Source organism: Hahella sp. CR1 (genome assembly GCF_029813005.1).
Lineage (GTDB): Bacteria > Pseudomonadota > Gammaproteobacteria > Pseudomonadales > Oleiphilaceae > Hahella.
Map to the genome: position 1 here is coordinate 245,547 of NZ_JAPELK010000009.1, position 17,008 is coordinate 262,554.

Sequence of the window (17,008 nt, forward strand, 5' to 3'; positions counted from 1 at the left end):
GGGTGACAAACTTTCCTGGTGGGTCCAGAATAGACATTCAGTAATCCTCTCTAATTGTCCACAATCTTGAAGTCAATATTGGTTGTGAGGCGTCAAAAGGGAGATATAAATGTCTGTTCGAAAGCCTGCAGTCAGTGGATTATTCTACCCCGCCAACGCGAAAGATCTCTCTGAATCAGTGAGTCGCTATATCGCGGCGTCGACCTCCTTTGATTATACCCCCAAGGCGATTATTGCTCCTCATGCAGGCTATATTTACTCTGGTCCAATAGCGGGAGCGGCTTATAGCGCTCTGCGCAATTCAGCTAAAAGGATCAGTAAGGTTGTATTGTTGGGACCAAGCCACCGCGTTGGCTTTCGAGGAATCGCAGTCCCTTCCTCTGATGTATTTTCTACACCCCTTGGCAGCATTGTGGTCGATCTCGATAATCTGGCGAAGCTTGCCTTGCTCCCTCAGGTTATTACTTTGGATTCGGCGCATGTCCAGGAGCATAGCTTGGAAGTGCACCTGCCGTTCCTGCAACGATGCCTTGATAGCTTTGCACTCACACCCCTTGTGATAGGCGATGCTGACGCAGAATCGGTCGCAGAAGTTCTAGAGCTTTTGTGGGGAGGAGAGGAGACGCTGCTCGTCATTAGTACGGATCTGAGTCACTATCATGATTATGTGACGGCTATAGACATTGATACCGCGACAACTCGTGAAGTTCTGGCTCTCCACCATAGTCTCACGGGAGATCAGGCCTGCGGCTGCAAAGGTGTAAACGGGCTTCTGCTGTTGGCTAGTCGTAAAGGAATGCATATTTCTTGTCTGGCCCAGGCTAACTCTGGTGATACCGCTGGCGATAGGCGTCGAGTTGTAGGTTATGCTTCCTATGCACTGTATTAATCTCTCGGACGAAGAGAAGAAGCGGCTATACGAAGTGGCTTCCCTCTCTATCGAGCAGGGACTTATTTCTGGTGAAAGACGAATTTTTGATTTGTCTGGGTATTCAGATACGTTGTGTCAGCCGGCGGCTACTTTTGTTACTGTCTTGAAACAAGGTGAATTACGCGGATGCATAGGTGTGTTGGAGGCTGTCCGCCCTTTAGTCCAGGATGTGTCGCATAATGCTTTCAGCGCAGCATTTGAGGACCCCCGATTTACTGCTTTGAAGCCGGATGAATGGCCACTATGCGCATTGCATATCTCTGTGCTTACTCAGCCACAGTTATTGCCAGTTACTTCTGAGCAAGATCTGGCGGGCAAACTGAAGGTGGGGGAGGATGGTTTGATACTTTCATGGCGCGGGCGCCGGGCTACATTTTTGCCATCTGTTTGGGAGCAACTCCCTAATCCAGAAGACTTTATTGGTCAGTTGAAGCGTAAGGCGGGTCTGGATAGAGAGTTCTGGGATAAGGATATGAAGGCTGAAATATACCAGACTACGTACATATAGCTCGGTATGGCTGCATCTAGTGCTCCGAGTTGACGTCCTTTTCCTTCTCTCCGATTTCATCCGTTTTCTTTGCTTCGGAAAATAAGTTGCTAAAAAGAGCCGTGATATCCCCCAACAAGGCTGCGAGGATATTCGGAGGGCGTTGCTCTGTTAATTCTGGCGTAGCCTTCAGAGAGTCGAAATCTGTATGCGCTAAATCTTTTTCCAGTTGAGTAATTGCGTTCTCAAAATGCTTGGTTAAATCTGCTGGATTTGTAATGACCTTCGGGTTGCTGGTTAGCGTAAATGTTACCTCGCCGTTGTAGCTTACCACGACGATAGAAAGGCCGAGTCCATCGAACAAAGGTGCGCTGCCAAGCTGTTTGGTCACTTTAGCCCCGTTAAAGTAAAGAGGGGTTTGTGGGCCTGGAATATTGGTAATTGGTATATTGAATAGTGGCTTGTGTCTCTGAGCGAGTTGAAACTCGGTGTAGATGCGAGCAGAGAGGCCCAGCATGGACGAGGGTATGAGCTGGGTTAACCGGGCAGCGGAGATCGCCTGGCCATATATTTGTGATGAAGTTGCGTTGTCATGGATAGACTTGAGGCGTATGGCCAAGTTGGGCTCATTCGTTGCGAGCGAAATCAACATGGCTGAGAGCTGGCTGCCTGTGGGGCTATCAATACGCTTGGAACGAACCGAGATGGGCGACACAGCAATTAGCGGGCGTTCGACGTCCTCGTTCAGGGCTTGTAGGTAGCGTATTAAGACTTCAGAGCATAGCGTCATTACTACATCGTTAAGTGTAATGTCTTCATGCTGTTTTTTTAACTGCTTAAGCCTCTCGAGGTCGCATGCGAAGTAGGCAAGGCTGCGTTCTTTTCCAATAGCGCGATTGAACGATGTTGGTGGCGCGCTGAAAAGGGCAGGTGGAAGCGCCAGTCTATGTAAACGCTGGACCAATAATGTATAGAAAGCTGATGCGGCTGCATCTTTAGCCATATTGGCGAGCCTGAATGGAGTATTCAGAGCGGAGCCGTAGACATTACTGATCAAGCGCGTCTTGGATGGTAAAGGGCTCGGGCTCCAGGCTTGTTGTGACGCCCTTTTGGCTGGCTCGGGAGAAAAGTCGAGCAGGGCGCTCATCAGTTCTTCGCCTGTCGCGCCATTGATGATTGAATGATGGATTTTGACGATTAAGGCGCAAGAGTTGCATTTTTTTGCGCCATTTGACCGGTGTCCGCCAGCTAGAGTTATTTCCCAAAGCGGTCGTTCGCGACTTAAAGGTTCTGCAAGTATTGCCGAAGTGAGTTGGAGTAATTGCTCCTCTCCGCCGGGTGCAGGGAGATGGACGTGTCGAAGGTGATTGCGTAGATCAAAGTCCGGATCGTCTACCCAGTAGGGGTGGTCCAGTTTGAGCGGCACCTCCACAAGGCGTTGTCTGAATTGTCTGGCGGTAGGCAAGCGGGATTCGATGTGTTGGTAAAACGCCTCAAAGCTCAGCCCACTATTTTGTTCTGAGCAGTCGAGGACATATACGCCGCCGATATGCATGGGGGCGTTTTCTGTTTCCAGGTAGAGGAAGGACGCATCCAGTTCGCTTAGCTGCTGCATATCCGCTTAATGTCCTGTAATGGCGTACCGCTCACTTTATCAGTACGGCGCAGTCAGCGATAGCGGGTTGTTTCGCTTGTCCTAGTGCTCTCGTTTGAGCTTATTTGGTGCGGTTTACTGCAATTTCAGTCAAAGCAAATAATGCGTCTCGATATACCGAAGGAGCTAGTCGTTCAAGCCTTGCTGCGGCTCGGTTGGCATACTCTTTCGCAAGCTTGACGGTATAGTCCAGAGCTCCTGATTCCCTGACGGCGATCATCACGGCATCAAGTTGCTCTAAGCCGCCCTCTCTGATTGCTTTGCGTATCAGTTTTCTTTGTGCATCGTCGCCTTGTTGCTGTGCGTAAAGCAGCGGTAGTGTGGGTTTGCCCTCAGCTAAGTCATCGCCCACATTTTTGCCCATTTCCGCTGCGTTGCCCTGATAGTCCAGAACATCGTCAATTAGCTGGAATGCAATGCCCAGCTCCAGGCCAAACTCCTTCATATCGGAGGTTGTTTCCACATTGGCTTGACAAAGTATTGCTGCGCTATGCGAAGCGGCTTCAAACAGCATGGCTGTTTTGGCGGTTATCACTTCCATATATTGTGCTTCAGTGATATCGGGATTTTTACAGTTGGTAAGCTGTAACACTTCCCCCTCGGCAATCACATTCGTGGCGTTTGCCAGTACCGCCATCACATCCATGTCTCGCAGCTCTACCATCATCTGAAATGCTCGAGAGTAGAGAAAGTCTCCGACTAGAACGCTGGGGGCGTTGCCCCACTTTGCATTGGCTGTGTCTCGCCCACGACGCAGGTCTGAAGTATCCACAACATCATCATGTAATAGTGTGGCTGTGTGTAGGAACTCAATGATAGCGGCTAACTTAAGGTAATGCTTTTCGTTGGCGTTTAGCGCATTGCTGACCAGTAGGACCAGAAGAGGGCGCAGACGTTTTCCACCAGAATCGATGATGTACTGACCAATCTTTTCCACAAGCGGAACGTTGGAGAAAAGCTGATTTTTGATGAGTCCGTCTACGGACAGAAAGTCTTCGTTAACGGCTGCGTAAATAGTTTCTGCCTGCATGCTTGAATGTTCACCGGGAGGCTATGCGCCCGCTATCGGATGTCCGGCGCAATCGCCGGCCGGTTCGCATAAAATGCGGCCGATTAAGTGATTACCGATGGGAGCGTGAGTGTCGACACTGGGTTTGGCACCCTACGGGACAGGAATGCTAGGGGGGAAGTCCGTGTTATGTCAAGGTTTTGCGGGTAATTATGGGGCGGTTGGCCCGACTGAAACAGGATTCGCTTCCTAGCCTCGAATTAAAGTACGCCTCTCTATAAACTTGGTTGCTCAATCTTTCTGCATTTTGTATAATCTCGCGCCCGCAAAAACCATTCCCTGTCATAGGGTCACCAAAGTGTTTCCCCTGGCAACAGGCGCTGCGGCGGCTTATTCGTTCAGATTTCTGGCGAAGCCGGTATTAAGTAATGGTGATGCATGGACTTCCTGCAAGCCTGATGAACGATCAAGAAGACAGGCGGCGTAGTTCATATTTAACCCGTGTGATTGGAGATTTATCTCATGTACGCAGTTATCGTGAGTGGCGGTAAGCAACATCGCGTAAAAGAAGGCGAGCGTCTTAAGCTGGAAAAAATTGAAGTTGAAACCGGCGGTGTTGTTGAGTTCGACAAAGTCCTGCTTGTTGCTAACGGAGACGACGTTAAAGTAGGCGCTCCTGTTGTTGAAGGCGCTAAAGTGACTGCAGAAGTTGTAGCTCACGGCCGTCACAAGAAGGTCAACATCATTAAGTTCAGACGTCGTAAGCACCATATGAAGCGTATGGGGCACCGTCAGTGGTTTACTGAAGTTAAGATCACCGGAATTTCCGGCTGATACGGCAACTAATCTAGAGGAGTAATAACATGGCTCACAAGAAGGCGGCGGGTAGTAGCCGTAACGGTCGCGATTCAGAATCCAAACGACTAGGCGTCAAGCGTTTTGGCGGTCAATTCGTTAAAGCTGGCAACATTTTGGTTCGTCAGCGTGGTACAGAGTTTCATCCTGGTGAGAACGTAGGTTGTGGTCGTGACCACACCTTGTTCGCTAAGCAAGATGGCTTTGTTAAGTTTCACGTTGGTGGTCCGTTAAACCGCAGAACAGTCAGTATTGTCGCTGCGGAATAAGACTGACCCGTAACGTTAAAAAGCTCCGCATATGCGGAGCTTTTTTGTTTGCGCCGTACATGCGCAAACCTTGTGTTATAAAGATGTTGGTAATGGCTGGCTTCAAGCGCTGGCGAAATTGGAATTGTTGGGAGAAGAGGCATGAAATTCGTTGATGAGGCCACAATTTACGTGGAAGCAGGTAAAGGTGGAAATGGCTGTTTGAGCTTTCGTCGCGAAAAGTATGTGCCTAAGGGCGGGCCGGATGGCGGCGATGGTGGTGATGGCGGGTCTGTCATTCTGGAGGCGGACGAGTCTATTAATACACTCATTGACTATCGTTATACGCGTAAGTTTAAGGCTGCGAACGGGGAAAGCGGTCGCGGAGGCAACTGTACCGGGGCTAGCGGCGCCGACTTAGTGCTGAAAGTGCCCGTGGGGACCACTATTATCGATACGGATATTGATGAGGTGCTTGGCGACTTGGTGGAAGTTGGACAGCAAATTAAGGTGGCGCAGGGAGGCTTTCATGGCTTGGGTAATACCCGCTATAAATCCAGTGTTAACCAGGCGCCGCGTCAAACCAAGCCGGGACAGCCGGGAGAGTCGAGAAATATTCGACTAGAGCTAAAAGTGTTGGCGGACGTGGGATTGCTTGGTTTGCCTAATGCGGGTAAATCAACGCTGATTCGCGGTATCTCCTCCGCCAAGCCTAAGGTAGCGGACTATCCTTTCACAACACTGGTCCCTAATCTTGGCGTTGTGCGCGTACAGGCGCATCGTAGTTTTGTTGTGGCCGATATCCCTGGACTAATTGAAGGGGCGGCAGATGGCGCAGGGCTGGGTATACGCTTTCTCAAGCATTTGGTCCGCACCCGCCTCTTATTGCATGTTGTGGATGTTTCTCCTCTGGATGAATCAGACCCAGTCGAGTCGGCAGTAAAAATTGTGGCGGAATTGGAAAAGTTTAGTCCGGCGCTGGCCGCTCGCGATAGGTGGTTGGTGCTCAATAAGACGGATTTGTTGGCGGAGGATGAGAAGGATTCAATTTGTGCTGATATTTTGAAGCGTTTGGATTGGTCCGGTCCTAGTTATGAGATTTCTGCTTTGGCGGGAGAGGGCTTGCAGCGTCTGTGTCAGGATATTATGACCTGGATTGAGCGAAGAGCTGAGGAAGAGCGTGATGATCCAGAGGTGGCAGAAGCGGATCGCTTGAATCGTGAGCAGATGGATCAAGAAGTGCGTGAGCGTATTCAGTTTCTGAATGAGCAGCGTCGCCAGGCGAGAAAGAAAGCGAAGGAATCTGATGACGATGATGATGACGAAGATGTTGAAGTTTTCTATGCGCCTTAACGGGTTCTATGGGGAAGTGTGAGTTATGTCGGTCAGGCTGCAGCTGGGACAATTGAACGAATCGCAGGCGCGAGCGCGTCTACGGGAAACCCGTCGCTGGGTGATTAAAATCGGCAGCGCATTGCTGACAAATGATGGGCGCGGGTTGGCCTTGGACGCAATGGGGTTGTGGGTGGATCAGTTGGCGGCTTTACGCAAAGATGGCGTAGAAGTGGTCGTTGTCTCTTCTGGCGCGGTGGCGGAAGGGATGAGTCGCTTGGGATGGAAGGAGCGCCCGAAATTACTGGATGAGCTGCAAGCCGCAGCCGCTGTGGGTCAAATGGGGCTGGTTCAGGCCTGGGAGGCGCAATTTAAGCGTCATAATATGCAGACCGCCCAAATCCTTTTGACTCATGAAGATTTGTCCGACCGCAAGCGCTACCTGAATGCTCGGGGGGCGTTATGTACCTTAATTGATATGGGGGTGGCTCCTATTATCAATGAAAATGACACGGTGGTGACGGATGAGATTCGCTTCGGAGATAACGATACGTTAGCTGCTCTGGTCGCCAATCTGGTCGAGGCTGACCACTTGATTATTTTGACGGATCAGTCAGGCTTGTTTGATAAGGATCCTCGCTCCAATACTGATGCTAGCTTGGTGGGGGTTGCCAAGGCTAATGACGCAGCTTTGGATGGTATGGCTTCTGGTAGCTCTGGTGCTTTAGGTCGGGGCGGAATGTTCACCAAGCTGCGCGCCTCGCGTTTGGCGAGTCGCTCGGGGGCTGCGACAGTTATTGTGGGCGGACGCATTGACTCGGTGCTTACCCGTTTGCGTAATGGGGATGAGCTGGGGACGCTTCTGCTTCCGGATCAAGAGCGCTGGGTTGCGCGTAAGCAGTGGCTGGCTGGACATCTCAAAACCCGGGGGCGCCTGGTGTTGGATGATGGTGCAGTTCGAGTGCTGACTCAGCAGGGACGGAGCTTACTGCCTGTCGGGGTTAAGTCTGTGGATGGCGGCTTTCAGCGTGGAGAAATGGTGAGTTGCTATGATTTGCAGGGTAATGAGGTTGCCAGAGGGTTGGTGAACTACGATGCAGATGAGGCGGTGCGAATTGTTGGTGTTGCTTCTGAGAAAATTGAGTCCATTCTGGGTTATATCAATGAGCCTGAGTTAATACATCGGGATAATTTGGTCTTGTTGTAGTTTTGCCTGAAACGCAGACAATAAAAAAACCGGCCTAGGCCGGTTTTTTTATTGTTCAGAAGAACTTAGCTAGCCTTCAGCGCCTTAATTTTGGCGTTTAGGCGACTCTTGGTGCGAGCAGCTTTGTTCTTGCTGAAAATGCCTTTGTTGACCATGGAGTCAATGATCGGCGCTGCAGTAGTTAATGCCTGGGTTGCGCCGTCATAGCTGCCTTGCTCGATCTGGGCGCTAACTTTCTTGATGTATGTGCGTACCATGGAGCGCAGGCTCATGTTATGAGCGCGGCGTTTTACTTGCTGTCTGGCGCGCTTCTTGGATGAAGGATTGTTCGCCACCTTGAAACTCCTCAATATTCGAATGCTGTCGGTTGGTGTCGCCGAAATAAATGACGCGGAAATATGCCGCTTTCGTGGTCATTTGTCAACGATTATGGCAAAAAAAATGATTGTTTTTCATTCAATGCAAGCGTGGCGGCCGAGTGATCTATTTTTCCGCTAACTCTCGCATGATAGGATGTGCCGCCTATCGATAGAGGGCGACCGCCTCTCGACGCTATTTTCAATTTTCCTAGGTATGACTAATTTGTGAGCGCAGCAGACACGCATAAAGAAAAGCCTACTCCGTCGTTGTTGAGATCCAGCAGCTTGGTTGGGTTGATGACCATGCTTTCCCGGGTGTTAGGTTTGGCTCGGGATATTGTAATCGCCAATTTTTTTGGCGCGGGCGCGGGCGCTGATGCTTTTTTTGTGGCGTTTAAAATTCCAAATTTTATGCGTCGCTTGTTTGCAGAAGGCGCTTTTTCACAAGCTTTTGTTCCTGTGCTGTCTGAATATCGCTCGAAGCAATCGCCAGTTGCGGTGAAAACTCTTGTGGACAATGTCTCCGGTACGCTGGGTGTGGTTTTGCTAATCATCACTGTTTTAGCTGTATTGGTGGCTCCGTTGTTGGCGGCGTTGTTCGCTCCTGGCTTCCTGGATAATGGTGATAAGTTTGCGCTTACAGTGGAAATGCTGCGTCTGACATTTCCCTATCTGCTGCTTATTTCAATGACGGCGTTTGCGGGAGCGATATTAAATAGCTATGACTATTTTGCTGTTCCGGCGTTTACCCCTGTGCTGCTGAATCTATCATTGATTGGTGCGGCGTTTCTGATCACGCCATATATGGACGAGCCAGTAATGGCTTTGGCTTGGGGTGTATTAATTGCTGGTATGGCGCAATTGCTGTTCCAACTTCCTTTCCTCTCTCGCTTGCAGTTGCTTCCCAAACCTAAGATAGATAGAAAGCACGAGGGTGTCCGCAGAATTCTGCGCCTAATGACGCCGGCGATGTTTGGGGTGTCGGTAAGCCAAATAAACCTTCTCCTGGACACCATACTGGCGTCTTTTCTGGTGACGGGCAGTGTTTCCTGGCTGTATTACTCTGATCGCTTATCTGAACTGCCTTTAGGTGTTTTTGGAATTGCGATCGCGACCGTGATTTTGCCTAGCCTGTCGCGAAAACATGCAGCAGATAACGCCAAAGATTTTTCCGCCACCCTCGATTGGGCTATTCGCGCAGTCCTTCTGATTGGCCTGCCGGCTGCGGTGGCTCTAATGACGCTGGCGCAGCCTATGATTGCTACGTTGTTCCAGCACGGGGCGCTGACTGACTTCGATGTGCAAATGTCCGCTCAAAGCTTGCAGGCGTACTCTCTCGGCTTAACTTTCTTTATGTTGGTGAAAGTTCTGGCGCCAGGCTATTTCTCGCGCCAAGACACCAGGACGCCAGTAAAGATAGGGATTGCAGCGATGATCGCCAATATGGTTTTCAATCTCGCATTGATTTACCCCATGGCGCACGCAGGCTTGGCTCTGGCGACTTCTTTGTCAGCAGCGCTAAATGCAGGGCTGCTATGGCGCGGACTGGTGAAAGCGGGCGTGCTCCAGCACCAATCTGGTTGGAGGCTGTTCTTGTCGCGTCTTATTGGCGCCAATGTCGTGATGGCGCTTGTTCTCATGGCGTTATTGCCTGCTGAAGGTTTCTGGTTTTCGGCGAATACTGCGACGCGTGCGTTTTGGTTGTTGGGAATTTGTTGCGCGGGAGGGTTGAGTTATTTCGCCTCTCTTTATGTGTTTGGCGTTCGGCCCCGTCAATTTTTCATGCGTGGATAAAGGCCTTGCGTCAAATGACACCTCATAGATTGGGCAGCCGACGCCACATGCTTTATAATCGCGCTTTTGCATGGCCGCTGTAGACGCATGAAACTTATTCGGGGACTGCACAACTTAAAACCATTCGCCTCTGGCTGTGTGGCGACTATTGGGAACTTCGATGGCGTGCACATTGGTCACCAAGTCATAATCAGTCAGTTGCAGTCCAGGGCTGAAAGCATGGGCGTTCCCGCCGTGGTCATGGTGTTTGAGCCGCAACCACGAGAGTTTTTTGAGAAGTTGGACGCCCCCGCTCGCTTGATGCGGTTCCGTGAGAAATTAGATGCTATCGCCGCCTTAAATGTGGATTACTTACTGTGTCTTCAGTTTAATCGCCGGCTGCGAGGCCTGACTGCTCATCAGTTCATTGATGACGTTCTGGTAACTGGGCTTCATGTTAAGCACCTTGTTGTTGGCGATGATTTTCGCTTTGGCTGCGATCGCTCTGGAGACTTCCGCCTGCTGGAAAAGTCTGGCGCGGTATCTGGCTTTAGTGTTGAAAATACGCCCACTGTAGAAGTAGAGGGTGAGCGTGTCAGTAGTACGCGAATTCGCGCCACACTGGCGCAAGGCGAATTTGCTCAAGCGGAAGACCTGCTTGGAAGGCCCTATAGTATTACCGGGTGCGTGGTGCACGGGCGTAAGCTGGGACGACAGCTCAATGCGCCAACGGCGAATGTATCTTTAGGCCGCAAAAGGCCCGTACTGTCTGGCGTCTATCTGGTTAAAACGACGTTGGCTACAGGTCGCGTGCGTTTCGGTGTGGCTAATATTGGCGTTCGTCCTACCATTGATGGTTTGGGAATGACGCCGGCTTTAGAGGTGCATCTTTTTGAGCATGCCGAGGATATATACGGCCAGCGGATAAATGTGCAATTTCTTGAAAAACTGCGGGATGAACGCAAGTTCAGCGGATTGGAGCAGTTACAGGAACAGATACAAAGAGATATTGAAGGCGCTAAGAAGCGACTGCAATCTCTGCCACTGCAAAACATCAGTAGCGCAGGCTGAAGAGAAGTCTGCATGATGTGTGACGAACAGCCGTAATTATACATTCATTAAGTATGATGAGGCCTGCTGTAGGGCGGTCGCAGCAATTGAATTGATCGCCGTAAGATGACTTTCAAGTGAAAACAGTAAAATGTAAGTGGATGGCAGGCGCAAAATCCTGACTTTGGCATATTAGGTAAATTATGAGCGACTATAAGCACACCCTTAATCTTCCTCAGACCGATTTCCCCATGCGTGGCAATCTCCCTCAACGCGAGCCGGATATGCTGAAGCGCTGGGGAGATATTGAGCTCTACGAGAAGATTAGAACGGAGTTTAAGGGGCGTGAAAAGTTCATACTGCACGATGGCCCTCCTTACGCCAACGGCAATATTCACTTGGGGCATGCGGTTAACAAAATCCTGAAGGACATCATCGTCAAGTCAAAGAGCGTGGCGGGTTACGATGCGCCCTATGTACCTGGCTGGGACTGCCACGGCCTGCCTATTGAGCACAAAGTCGAAACTATGATTGGCCGCGCTGGCGACAAGGTCGGCTATAAAGAATTCAGGCAGAAATGTCGTGAGTATGCTCTGGAACAGGTGGCCAAGCAGCGCGAAGATTTTATTCGCCTGGGCGTCTTCGGCGACTGGTTCAAGCCCTATCTGACTCTAGATTTCAAAACCGAAGCGGACATTATCCGAGCGTTGGGCAAGATCGCGACGAGCGGGCACCTTCAGAAAGGATATAAGCCGGTCTACTGGAGTGTTGTTGGCGGCTCCGCCTTAGCGGAAGCAGAGGTTGAATACAAAGACAAGACGTCTAACTCCATCGATGTCAGCTATCCCGCCGAAAATGAGCAAGACGTACTGAGTGCGTTTGCTGACGCATCTGGCGAAGGGGATGTTTCCATTGTTATCTGGACGACTACCCCTTGGACTTTGCCTGCTTCTTTGGCGGTATCATTAGGGGCGGAGATTGAATACGCGCTGACGCAATGCAGCGTGGATGGACGTCTGCAACGTTGGATCGTAGCGGAAAAAATGCTTGAGTCTGTGATGTCTCGCTGCGGTGTTGAAAATTATCAGGTCGTAGGGCGTTGCACTGGTCAGGACCTTGAAGGTAAAACTTTCCATCATCCCTTCTATAGCCGCAGCATTCCTGCGTTGTTGGGAGATCATGTCACTTTGGATGCAGGTACTGGCGTTGTCCATACTGCTCCTGATCACGGTATGGAAGACTTTGCTGTCTGTAACAAATACGGCATTGAAACTATCAATCCGCTGGACGACCGTGGCGTGTACCGGGATAACGTTGAGCTATTCGCAGGGGAGCATGTCTACAAGGTCGATGACCATGTAATTGAAGTATTGAAAGAACGTGGGTGCCTGTTAAGCCACGGAAAAATTACTCATAGCTATGCGCATTGCTGGAGAACCAAGACGCCGTTGATCTACCGCGCCACGCCACAGTGGTTTATCAGTATGGATAAACAAGGGTTGCGTGATCAGGCTTTGGCGGAAATCAAGCAGGTGCGTTGGGTTCCATCCTGGGGACAAAACCGCATTGAGGCGATGATTGAGCAGAGCCCGGACTGGTGTATCTCTCGCCAACGTACATGGGGTGTCCCCATCACTTTCTTTGTTCACAAAGAAACCCAGGAACTGCACCCGGATACTGCTCGCTTGGTGGAAGAAGTCGCCAAACAGGTTGAAAAAACAGGCATTGACGCTTGGTGGGATATCAATACGGAAGAATTGCTGGGCGCAGATGCGCAAAGCTATGAGAAAGTCACGGATACCTTGGATGTTTGGTTTGACTCTGGCGTCACACATAGTTCTGTGCTGGAGCAGCGGGAAGAGTTGGGGCAGTTCCCTGCGGACCTGTACCTGGAAGGATCTGACCAGCATAGAGGCTGGTTCCAATCTTCTTTGAAGACTGCTGTGGCGATTAAAGGCAAAGCTCCGTATCGGCAGGTGCTCACCCATGGCTTCACTGTGGATGAAAAAGGTCACAAGATGTCCAAGTCCTTGGGGAACGGCATTGAGCCCCAGGAAGTCATGAACAAGCTTGGCGCAGATATTCTACGGCTGTGGGTTGCGGCGACGGATTACAGCGCTGAGATGGTGTTGTCGAAGAATATCTTGGAGCGTACGGCGGACTCTTATCGGCGAATTCGTAATACTTCTCGCTTCCTGCTGGCGAATATCAACGATTTTGATCCGGTCAAAGACATGGTGGCGATGGATGATCTGTTGGCGTTAGATCGCTGGATTGTCGACCGCGCCTGGTTGCTGCAGGAGGAACTGAAGAAGGCTTACGAGCAGTACAACTTCGTTCAGGTATATCAGAAAGTGCATAACTTCTGTTCTGTGGAGCTCGGCAGCTTCTATCTTGACGTCATCAAGGACCGTCAATACACCATGAAGCTGGACAGCCGTGGCTGTCGATCAGCGCAAACCGCGCAATATCATGTCATTGAGGCGTTAGTGCGTTGGATTGCGCCTGTCCTGAGTTTCACTGCAGAAGAAATTTGGTCATATATTCCTGGGAAGCGCTCAGAAAGTATCTTCCTTGAAACTTTCTATGAAGGTTTACAGCCTCTGGCCGAAGGCTCTGAAATGGGGCGCGAGTATTGGAGCCGTCTGCTGAGGGTCAGAACATCTGTCAACAAAGCGCTTGAAGAAGCGCGGAATGCAGGCAAAGTGAAAGGTTCACTGACAACGGAAGTGTCCCTGTTTGCTACTCCTGAAATGCAGCGTGACCTGAGCGCTCTGGGTGAAGAGCTGCGCTTTGTATTCATTACTTCCGGAGCATCTGTTTTCGGTGTGGAAGATGCGTCTGAAGCCAATTCTGTCGCTACGGAAACAGAAGGTTTGCGTGTGGGCATCAAGAGTTCCGAACACAAGAAATGTGGCCGCTGCTGGCATCATCGCGAAGATGTTGGCGCGCACGCATCTCACGAAGATCTGTGTGGACGCTGTATCGAAAATATCGATGGCTCAGGAGAAGAAAGGAAATATGCCTAATGGATGTGCGGGCCAGTGAAGTCAGTCAAGGCGGAGGCGAGATGCAAAAAGTGAATCCGGCAATGCTGCGTTGGTTGTGGCTGACTTTGGCGGTTATTGTCCTTGATCTGGGAACCAAGTGGTATGTGAGCGCCAATATGGTTCTGGGTGAGTCTGTGCCTGTCGCACCTTTCTTCAGCTTTACGCTGCTGCATAATACCGGCGCAGCGTTCAGCTTTCTGGCTGACGCGTCAGGCTGGCAGCGCTGGTTCTTTATCATTCTCGCGGCTGTTGTGAGTGCTGTGTTAGCGTTATGGCTGGTGCGGCTGAGCCGTGAGGAGCGCTGGATGGCCTGCGCGCTCAGTTTGGTTCTCGGGGGGGCGCTAGGCAACCTATATGACCGGGCTGTGCTCGGCTATGTCGTTGACTTTCTGCACTTTTTCTATGGCGGATATAACTTTCCCGCGTTTAATCTTGCCGATACCGCGATAACTATTGGCGCTTTTATGATTGCGATTGATGTATTCCGTAATCCTTCCGGTGCGACGGAAGATAAGTAATTAACGAGATGATGCAATGACTGAAATGTTTGTCGGCGCCGGAACGCTTATCACTCTGCATTTTGAGCTGCGTTTAGAGAGTGGAGAAATTGTTGATTCAACTTTTTCTGGTAAGCCGGGCGAATTTGAGTACGGCGACGGCGCGCTTCCCGCAGGCTTTGAAGAGTTGCTAAGAGGAATGCGAGCTGGAGAGCGCAAGAGCTTTTCTGTTTTGCCTGAGAAAGGATTTGGCATGCCTAATCCTAATAATGTTCAGGAATTTCCGTTAGACAGCTTTCCCGATAAGGAAAGTTTGGAAGTGGGGATGGTGATGTCATTCGCTGACGCCGCCAAAGCGGAATTACCCGGCGTGATTAAGCAGATCGAAAGCGGTATGGTGACCGTTGACTTCAATCATCCGCTCGCAGGGCATACGCTGGACTTTGACGTAGAGGTTCTGGCGGTGAAAGAAGCGCAGAGTGGCGAACAGGAGGGTAGTCATGAAAATTAAGCTGGCGAATCCTCGGGGGTTTTGTGCAGGAGTAGACCGCGCGATTGAGATCGTGAACCGGGCTTTAGACGTCTTTGGCGCTCCGATATATGTTCGCCATGAAGTGGTGCACAATCGCTTTGTGGTGGAAGGGCTCAGAACAAGAGGCGCCGTATTTGTAGATGAACTTGATGAAGTTCCTGATGGCGCATTGGTCATTTTCAGCGCCCACGGTGTTTCTCAGGAAGTGCGCCAGGAAGCCGACGCCAGAGGGCTGAAGGTTTTCGACGCTACCTGCCCACTAGTCACCAAGGTTCATATGGAAGTGATGCGTTATTCCAGAGATGGTCGGGAATGCATCCTGATTGGTCATGCAGGACACCCTGAGGTGGAAGGTACGATGGGGCAGTACGACAGCGCTAATGGCGGCGCCATCTACTTGGTAGAGGATGAAGAGGATGCTGGCAAACTTATTGTTAATGATCCCGGTAATCTCGCCTATGTCACCCAAACAACCCTGTCTGTGGATGATACCGCTCGGGTAATCGACGCGTTACGCCAAAAATTCCCTGAAATCAAAGGTCCGCGTAAAGATGATATTTGCTACGCGACGCAAAATCGCCAGGATGCAGTCAAAGAGCTGGCGGCCACATGCGATGTGTTGTTGGTGGTCGGTTCAGTAAACAGCTCAAACTCCAACCGCTTGCGGGAATTGGCTGAACGTATGCAAACCCCTGCATACCTCATTGATGGCGCCCATGAGATCCAACCAGATTGGTTCGCTGGCGCCGCCAGCGTCGGCGTCACTGCGGGCGCCTCCGCGCCGGAAGTATTGGTGCAACAAGTCGTGCAAAGGCTAAGAGAACTTGGCGGCGAAGCTCCGGCTGAAATCGCTGGGCGCGAAGAAAACATCGTTTTCTCGATGCCTAAAGAGCTAAGAATTCCCGCCGTTAACGAATCATGATCAAACTGGAGCGCAGCATTGTCCTGTGCTCCAGTTCACACTTCCCCTCCCATTGAGACCGTTTATCCCGCAAATGCTCCGTTTATCGTGCGGCGCATGACTATGCTATTCATCTAAATTATTTTTAAGGTGCTTAAAAAGGATGAGAATCTATGAAGCAGAAAGGTTTTACGTTAATTGAATTGATGCTGGTGGTGATCATCACCGGAATGGTTTTGGCGTTTGGGGTGCCTTCTTTTCAGGAAATGATAAGAAATCATCGTTTAACCTCAAACACTAATGAAATTGTCTCTGCGCTTAACTTTGCCAGAGTTGAAGCCGTGAAAAGAGGGAATAATGTCCGGCTTGGTCGGCGGGATGGCGCATCATGGAGCGGAGGACTAGTCGTATATATTAGTAACAACGATACATGGGATGCAGGAGAAGAGCTCAGGCTGTGGGACAGCATAGCCGGGGAAAATACTGTAACAGTGTCAGGAAGCGCAACAAGCTTTGTTTTTTCGGGTACTGGCGAAGTCGATAAAAGTGCAAATGTCACCATCGACATTTGCGATGACAGGACGGGAGAAGAGGGGCGCCGCATCACTATATTGCCGTCAGGAGTAATAGTAAATGAGAAGCTTAACTGTGCGTAACAATATGGTTAAAGAAGCGAACAAGCAAAAAGGCTTTTCTATGATAGAAATCCTTGTGACTCTATTAATAACCGCGATTGGTTTATTAGGACTGGCGTCAATGCAAATGTTAAGCCTTAAGAATGTAAACAATAGCCAGTTCAGAACGCTCGCTACTTTTTATGCATATGATATGGCGGAACGTATGCGATCGAATAAGACGGGGCTGACCACTTATCAGTCAATTACTGGACCTGGGACAAAACCATCGTGCTCATCGTCTTGCAGTGCATCAGATATTGCCAAGCTGGACGCATATGAATGGAATGAGCTGATTGATAACCTGCCTGAAGGTAATGGTAGTGTCTCCAAAAATGGTGATAAGTACGAAATAAAAATAGAGTGGAACGAGCAAGTTAAAGGAGGCAGTGGCGGTAGTGTAGAAAAACAGTCACTGACTTTAGATGTATCGATATAGGGGGCGACAG

Annotated in this window: 17 protein-coding genes; 14 read left to right on the top strand and 3 right to left on the bottom strand. The window is 50.3% G+C overall.

Translation table 11 applies throughout. From position 1 onward, the window contains the following. Positions 1-109: 109 nt before the first annotated feature. Positions 110-889, top strand: a complete 780-nt coding sequence (gene amrB / locus ONV78_RS21685; protein WP_279506307.1) for an AmmeMemoRadiSam system protein B — start codon at positions 110-112, stop codon at positions 887-889. Continuing rightward, positions 876-1,439 (top strand): AmmeMemoRadiSam system protein A, encoded by a 564-nt coding sequence (amrA, locus tag ONV78_RS21690; protein WP_279506309.1) that lies wholly within the window; start codon positions 876-878, stop codon positions 1,437-1,439. The genes amrB and amrA overlap by 14 nt, the downstream gene beginning before the upstream one ends. Positions 1,440-1,455: 16 nt before the next feature. Here amrA and ONV78_RS21695 read toward each other — a convergent pair whose 3' ends face one another. Continuing rightward, positions 1,456-3,033 (bottom strand): wax ester/triacylglycerol synthase family O-acyltransferase, encoded by a 1,578-nt coding sequence (locus tag ONV78_RS21695; protein ID WP_279506311.1) that lies wholly within the window; start codon positions 3,031-3,033, stop codon positions 1,456-1,458. A gap of 100 nt (positions 3,034-3,133) precedes the next feature. Further along, positions 3,134-4,102, bottom strand: coding sequence for a polyprenyl synthetase family protein (locus ONV78_RS21700; protein WP_279506313.1), 969 nt, complete (start codon positions 4,100-4,102; stop codon positions 3,134-3,136). A gap of 501 nt (positions 4,103-4,603) precedes the next feature. Here ONV78_RS21700 and rplU point away from each other — a divergent pair. From rplU to proB, 4 genes are all read left to right on the top strand, one after another. Further along, complete coding sequence (gene rplU, locus ONV78_RS21705; protein ID WP_127973434.1) at positions 4,604-4,915, top strand: 50S ribosomal protein L21; 312 nt, start codon at positions 4,604-4,606, stop codon at positions 4,913-4,915. 29 nt (positions 4,916-4,944) lie between these two features. Beyond that, positions 4,945-5,205 carry a 50S ribosomal protein L27 gene (rpmA, locus tag ONV78_RS21710; protein WP_279506315.1) on the top strand — a complete coding sequence of 87 codons (261 nt, stop codon included), beginning with the start codon at positions 4,945-4,947 and terminating at the stop codon, positions 5,203-5,205. A 141-nt stretch (positions 5,206-5,346) separates the two neighbouring features. Then, positions 5,347-6,537 (top strand): Obg family GTPase CgtA, encoded by a 1,191-nt coding sequence (cgtA, locus tag ONV78_RS21715; RefSeq protein WP_279506316.1) that lies wholly within the window; start codon positions 5,347-5,349, stop codon positions 6,535-6,537. A 25-nt stretch (positions 6,538-6,562) separates the two neighbouring features. Next, positions 6,563-7,723 (top strand): glutamate 5-kinase, encoded by a 1,161-nt coding sequence (proB, locus tag ONV78_RS21720; protein ID WP_279506317.1) that lies wholly within the window; start codon positions 6,563-6,565, stop codon positions 7,721-7,723. A gap of 65 nt (positions 7,724-7,788) precedes the next feature. On the opposite strand, the gene rpsT is transcribed toward proB, so the two are convergent. Then, positions 7,789-8,058 carry a 30S ribosomal protein S20 gene (rpsT, locus tag ONV78_RS21725; protein WP_011399647.1) on the bottom strand — a complete coding sequence of 90 codons (270 nt, stop codon included), beginning with the start codon at positions 8,056-8,058 and terminating at the stop codon, positions 7,789-7,791. A 249-nt stretch (positions 8,059-8,307) separates the two neighbouring features. Between rpsT and murJ the strand changes: the two genes are divergently transcribed. From murJ to pilV, 8 genes are all read left to right on the top strand, one after another. Beyond that, entirely contained in the window at positions 8,308-9,876 is a 1,569-nt protein-coding gene (gene murJ, locus ONV78_RS21730; RefSeq protein WP_279506319.1) for a murein biosynthesis integral membrane protein MurJ, read from the top strand. 87 nt (positions 9,877-9,963) lie between these two features. Beyond that, entirely contained in the window at positions 9,964-10,926 is a 963-nt protein-coding gene (gene ribF, locus ONV78_RS21735) for a bifunctional riboflavin kinase/FAD synthetase (RefSeq protein ID WP_279506320.1), read from the top strand. A 182-nt stretch (positions 10,927-11,108) separates the two neighbouring features. Then, on the top strand, positions 11,109-13,934 hold the full coding sequence (gene ileS / locus ONV78_RS21740) for an isoleucine--tRNA ligase (protein ID WP_279506322.1): 2,826 nt from the start codon (positions 11,109-11,111) through the stop codon (positions 13,932-13,934). Next, positions 13,934-14,473 (top strand): signal peptidase II, encoded by a 540-nt coding sequence (gene lspA, locus ONV78_RS21745; RefSeq protein ID WP_279506325.1) that lies wholly within the window; start codon positions 13,934-13,936, stop codon positions 14,471-14,473. Before ileS ends, lspA begins: the two co-directional genes overlap by 1 nt. A gap of 16 nt (positions 14,474-14,489) precedes the next feature. Continuing rightward, a complete protein-coding gene (fkpB, locus tag ONV78_RS21750) occupies positions 14,490-14,963 on the top strand; it encodes an FKBP-type peptidyl-prolyl cis-trans isomerase (protein ID WP_279506327.1) in 474 nt (157 codons plus the stop codon). Next, positions 14,953-15,906 (top strand): 4-hydroxy-3-methylbut-2-enyl diphosphate reductase, encoded by a 954-nt coding sequence (gene ispH / locus ONV78_RS21755; RefSeq protein ID WP_216739934.1) that lies wholly within the window; start codon positions 14,953-14,955, stop codon positions 15,904-15,906. The genes fkpB and ispH overlap by 11 nt, the downstream gene beginning before the upstream one ends. Positions 15,907-16,058: 152 nt before the next feature. Next, positions 16,059-16,541 carry a GspH/FimT family pseudopilin gene (locus tag ONV78_RS21760; RefSeq protein ID WP_279506329.1) on the top strand — a complete coding sequence of 161 codons (483 nt, stop codon included), beginning with the start codon at positions 16,059-16,061 and terminating at the stop codon, positions 16,539-16,541. Then, the gene (pilV, locus tag ONV78_RS21765) at positions 16,519-16,998 is read left to right on the top strand and encodes a type IV pilus modification protein PilV (RefSeq protein ID WP_279506330.1); all 480 of its coding nucleotides are present in this window, start codon (positions 16,519-16,521) and stop codon (positions 16,996-16,998) included. The genes ONV78_RS21760 and pilV overlap by 23 nt, the downstream gene beginning before the upstream one ends. Positions 16,999-17,008 lie beyond the last annotated feature (10 nt).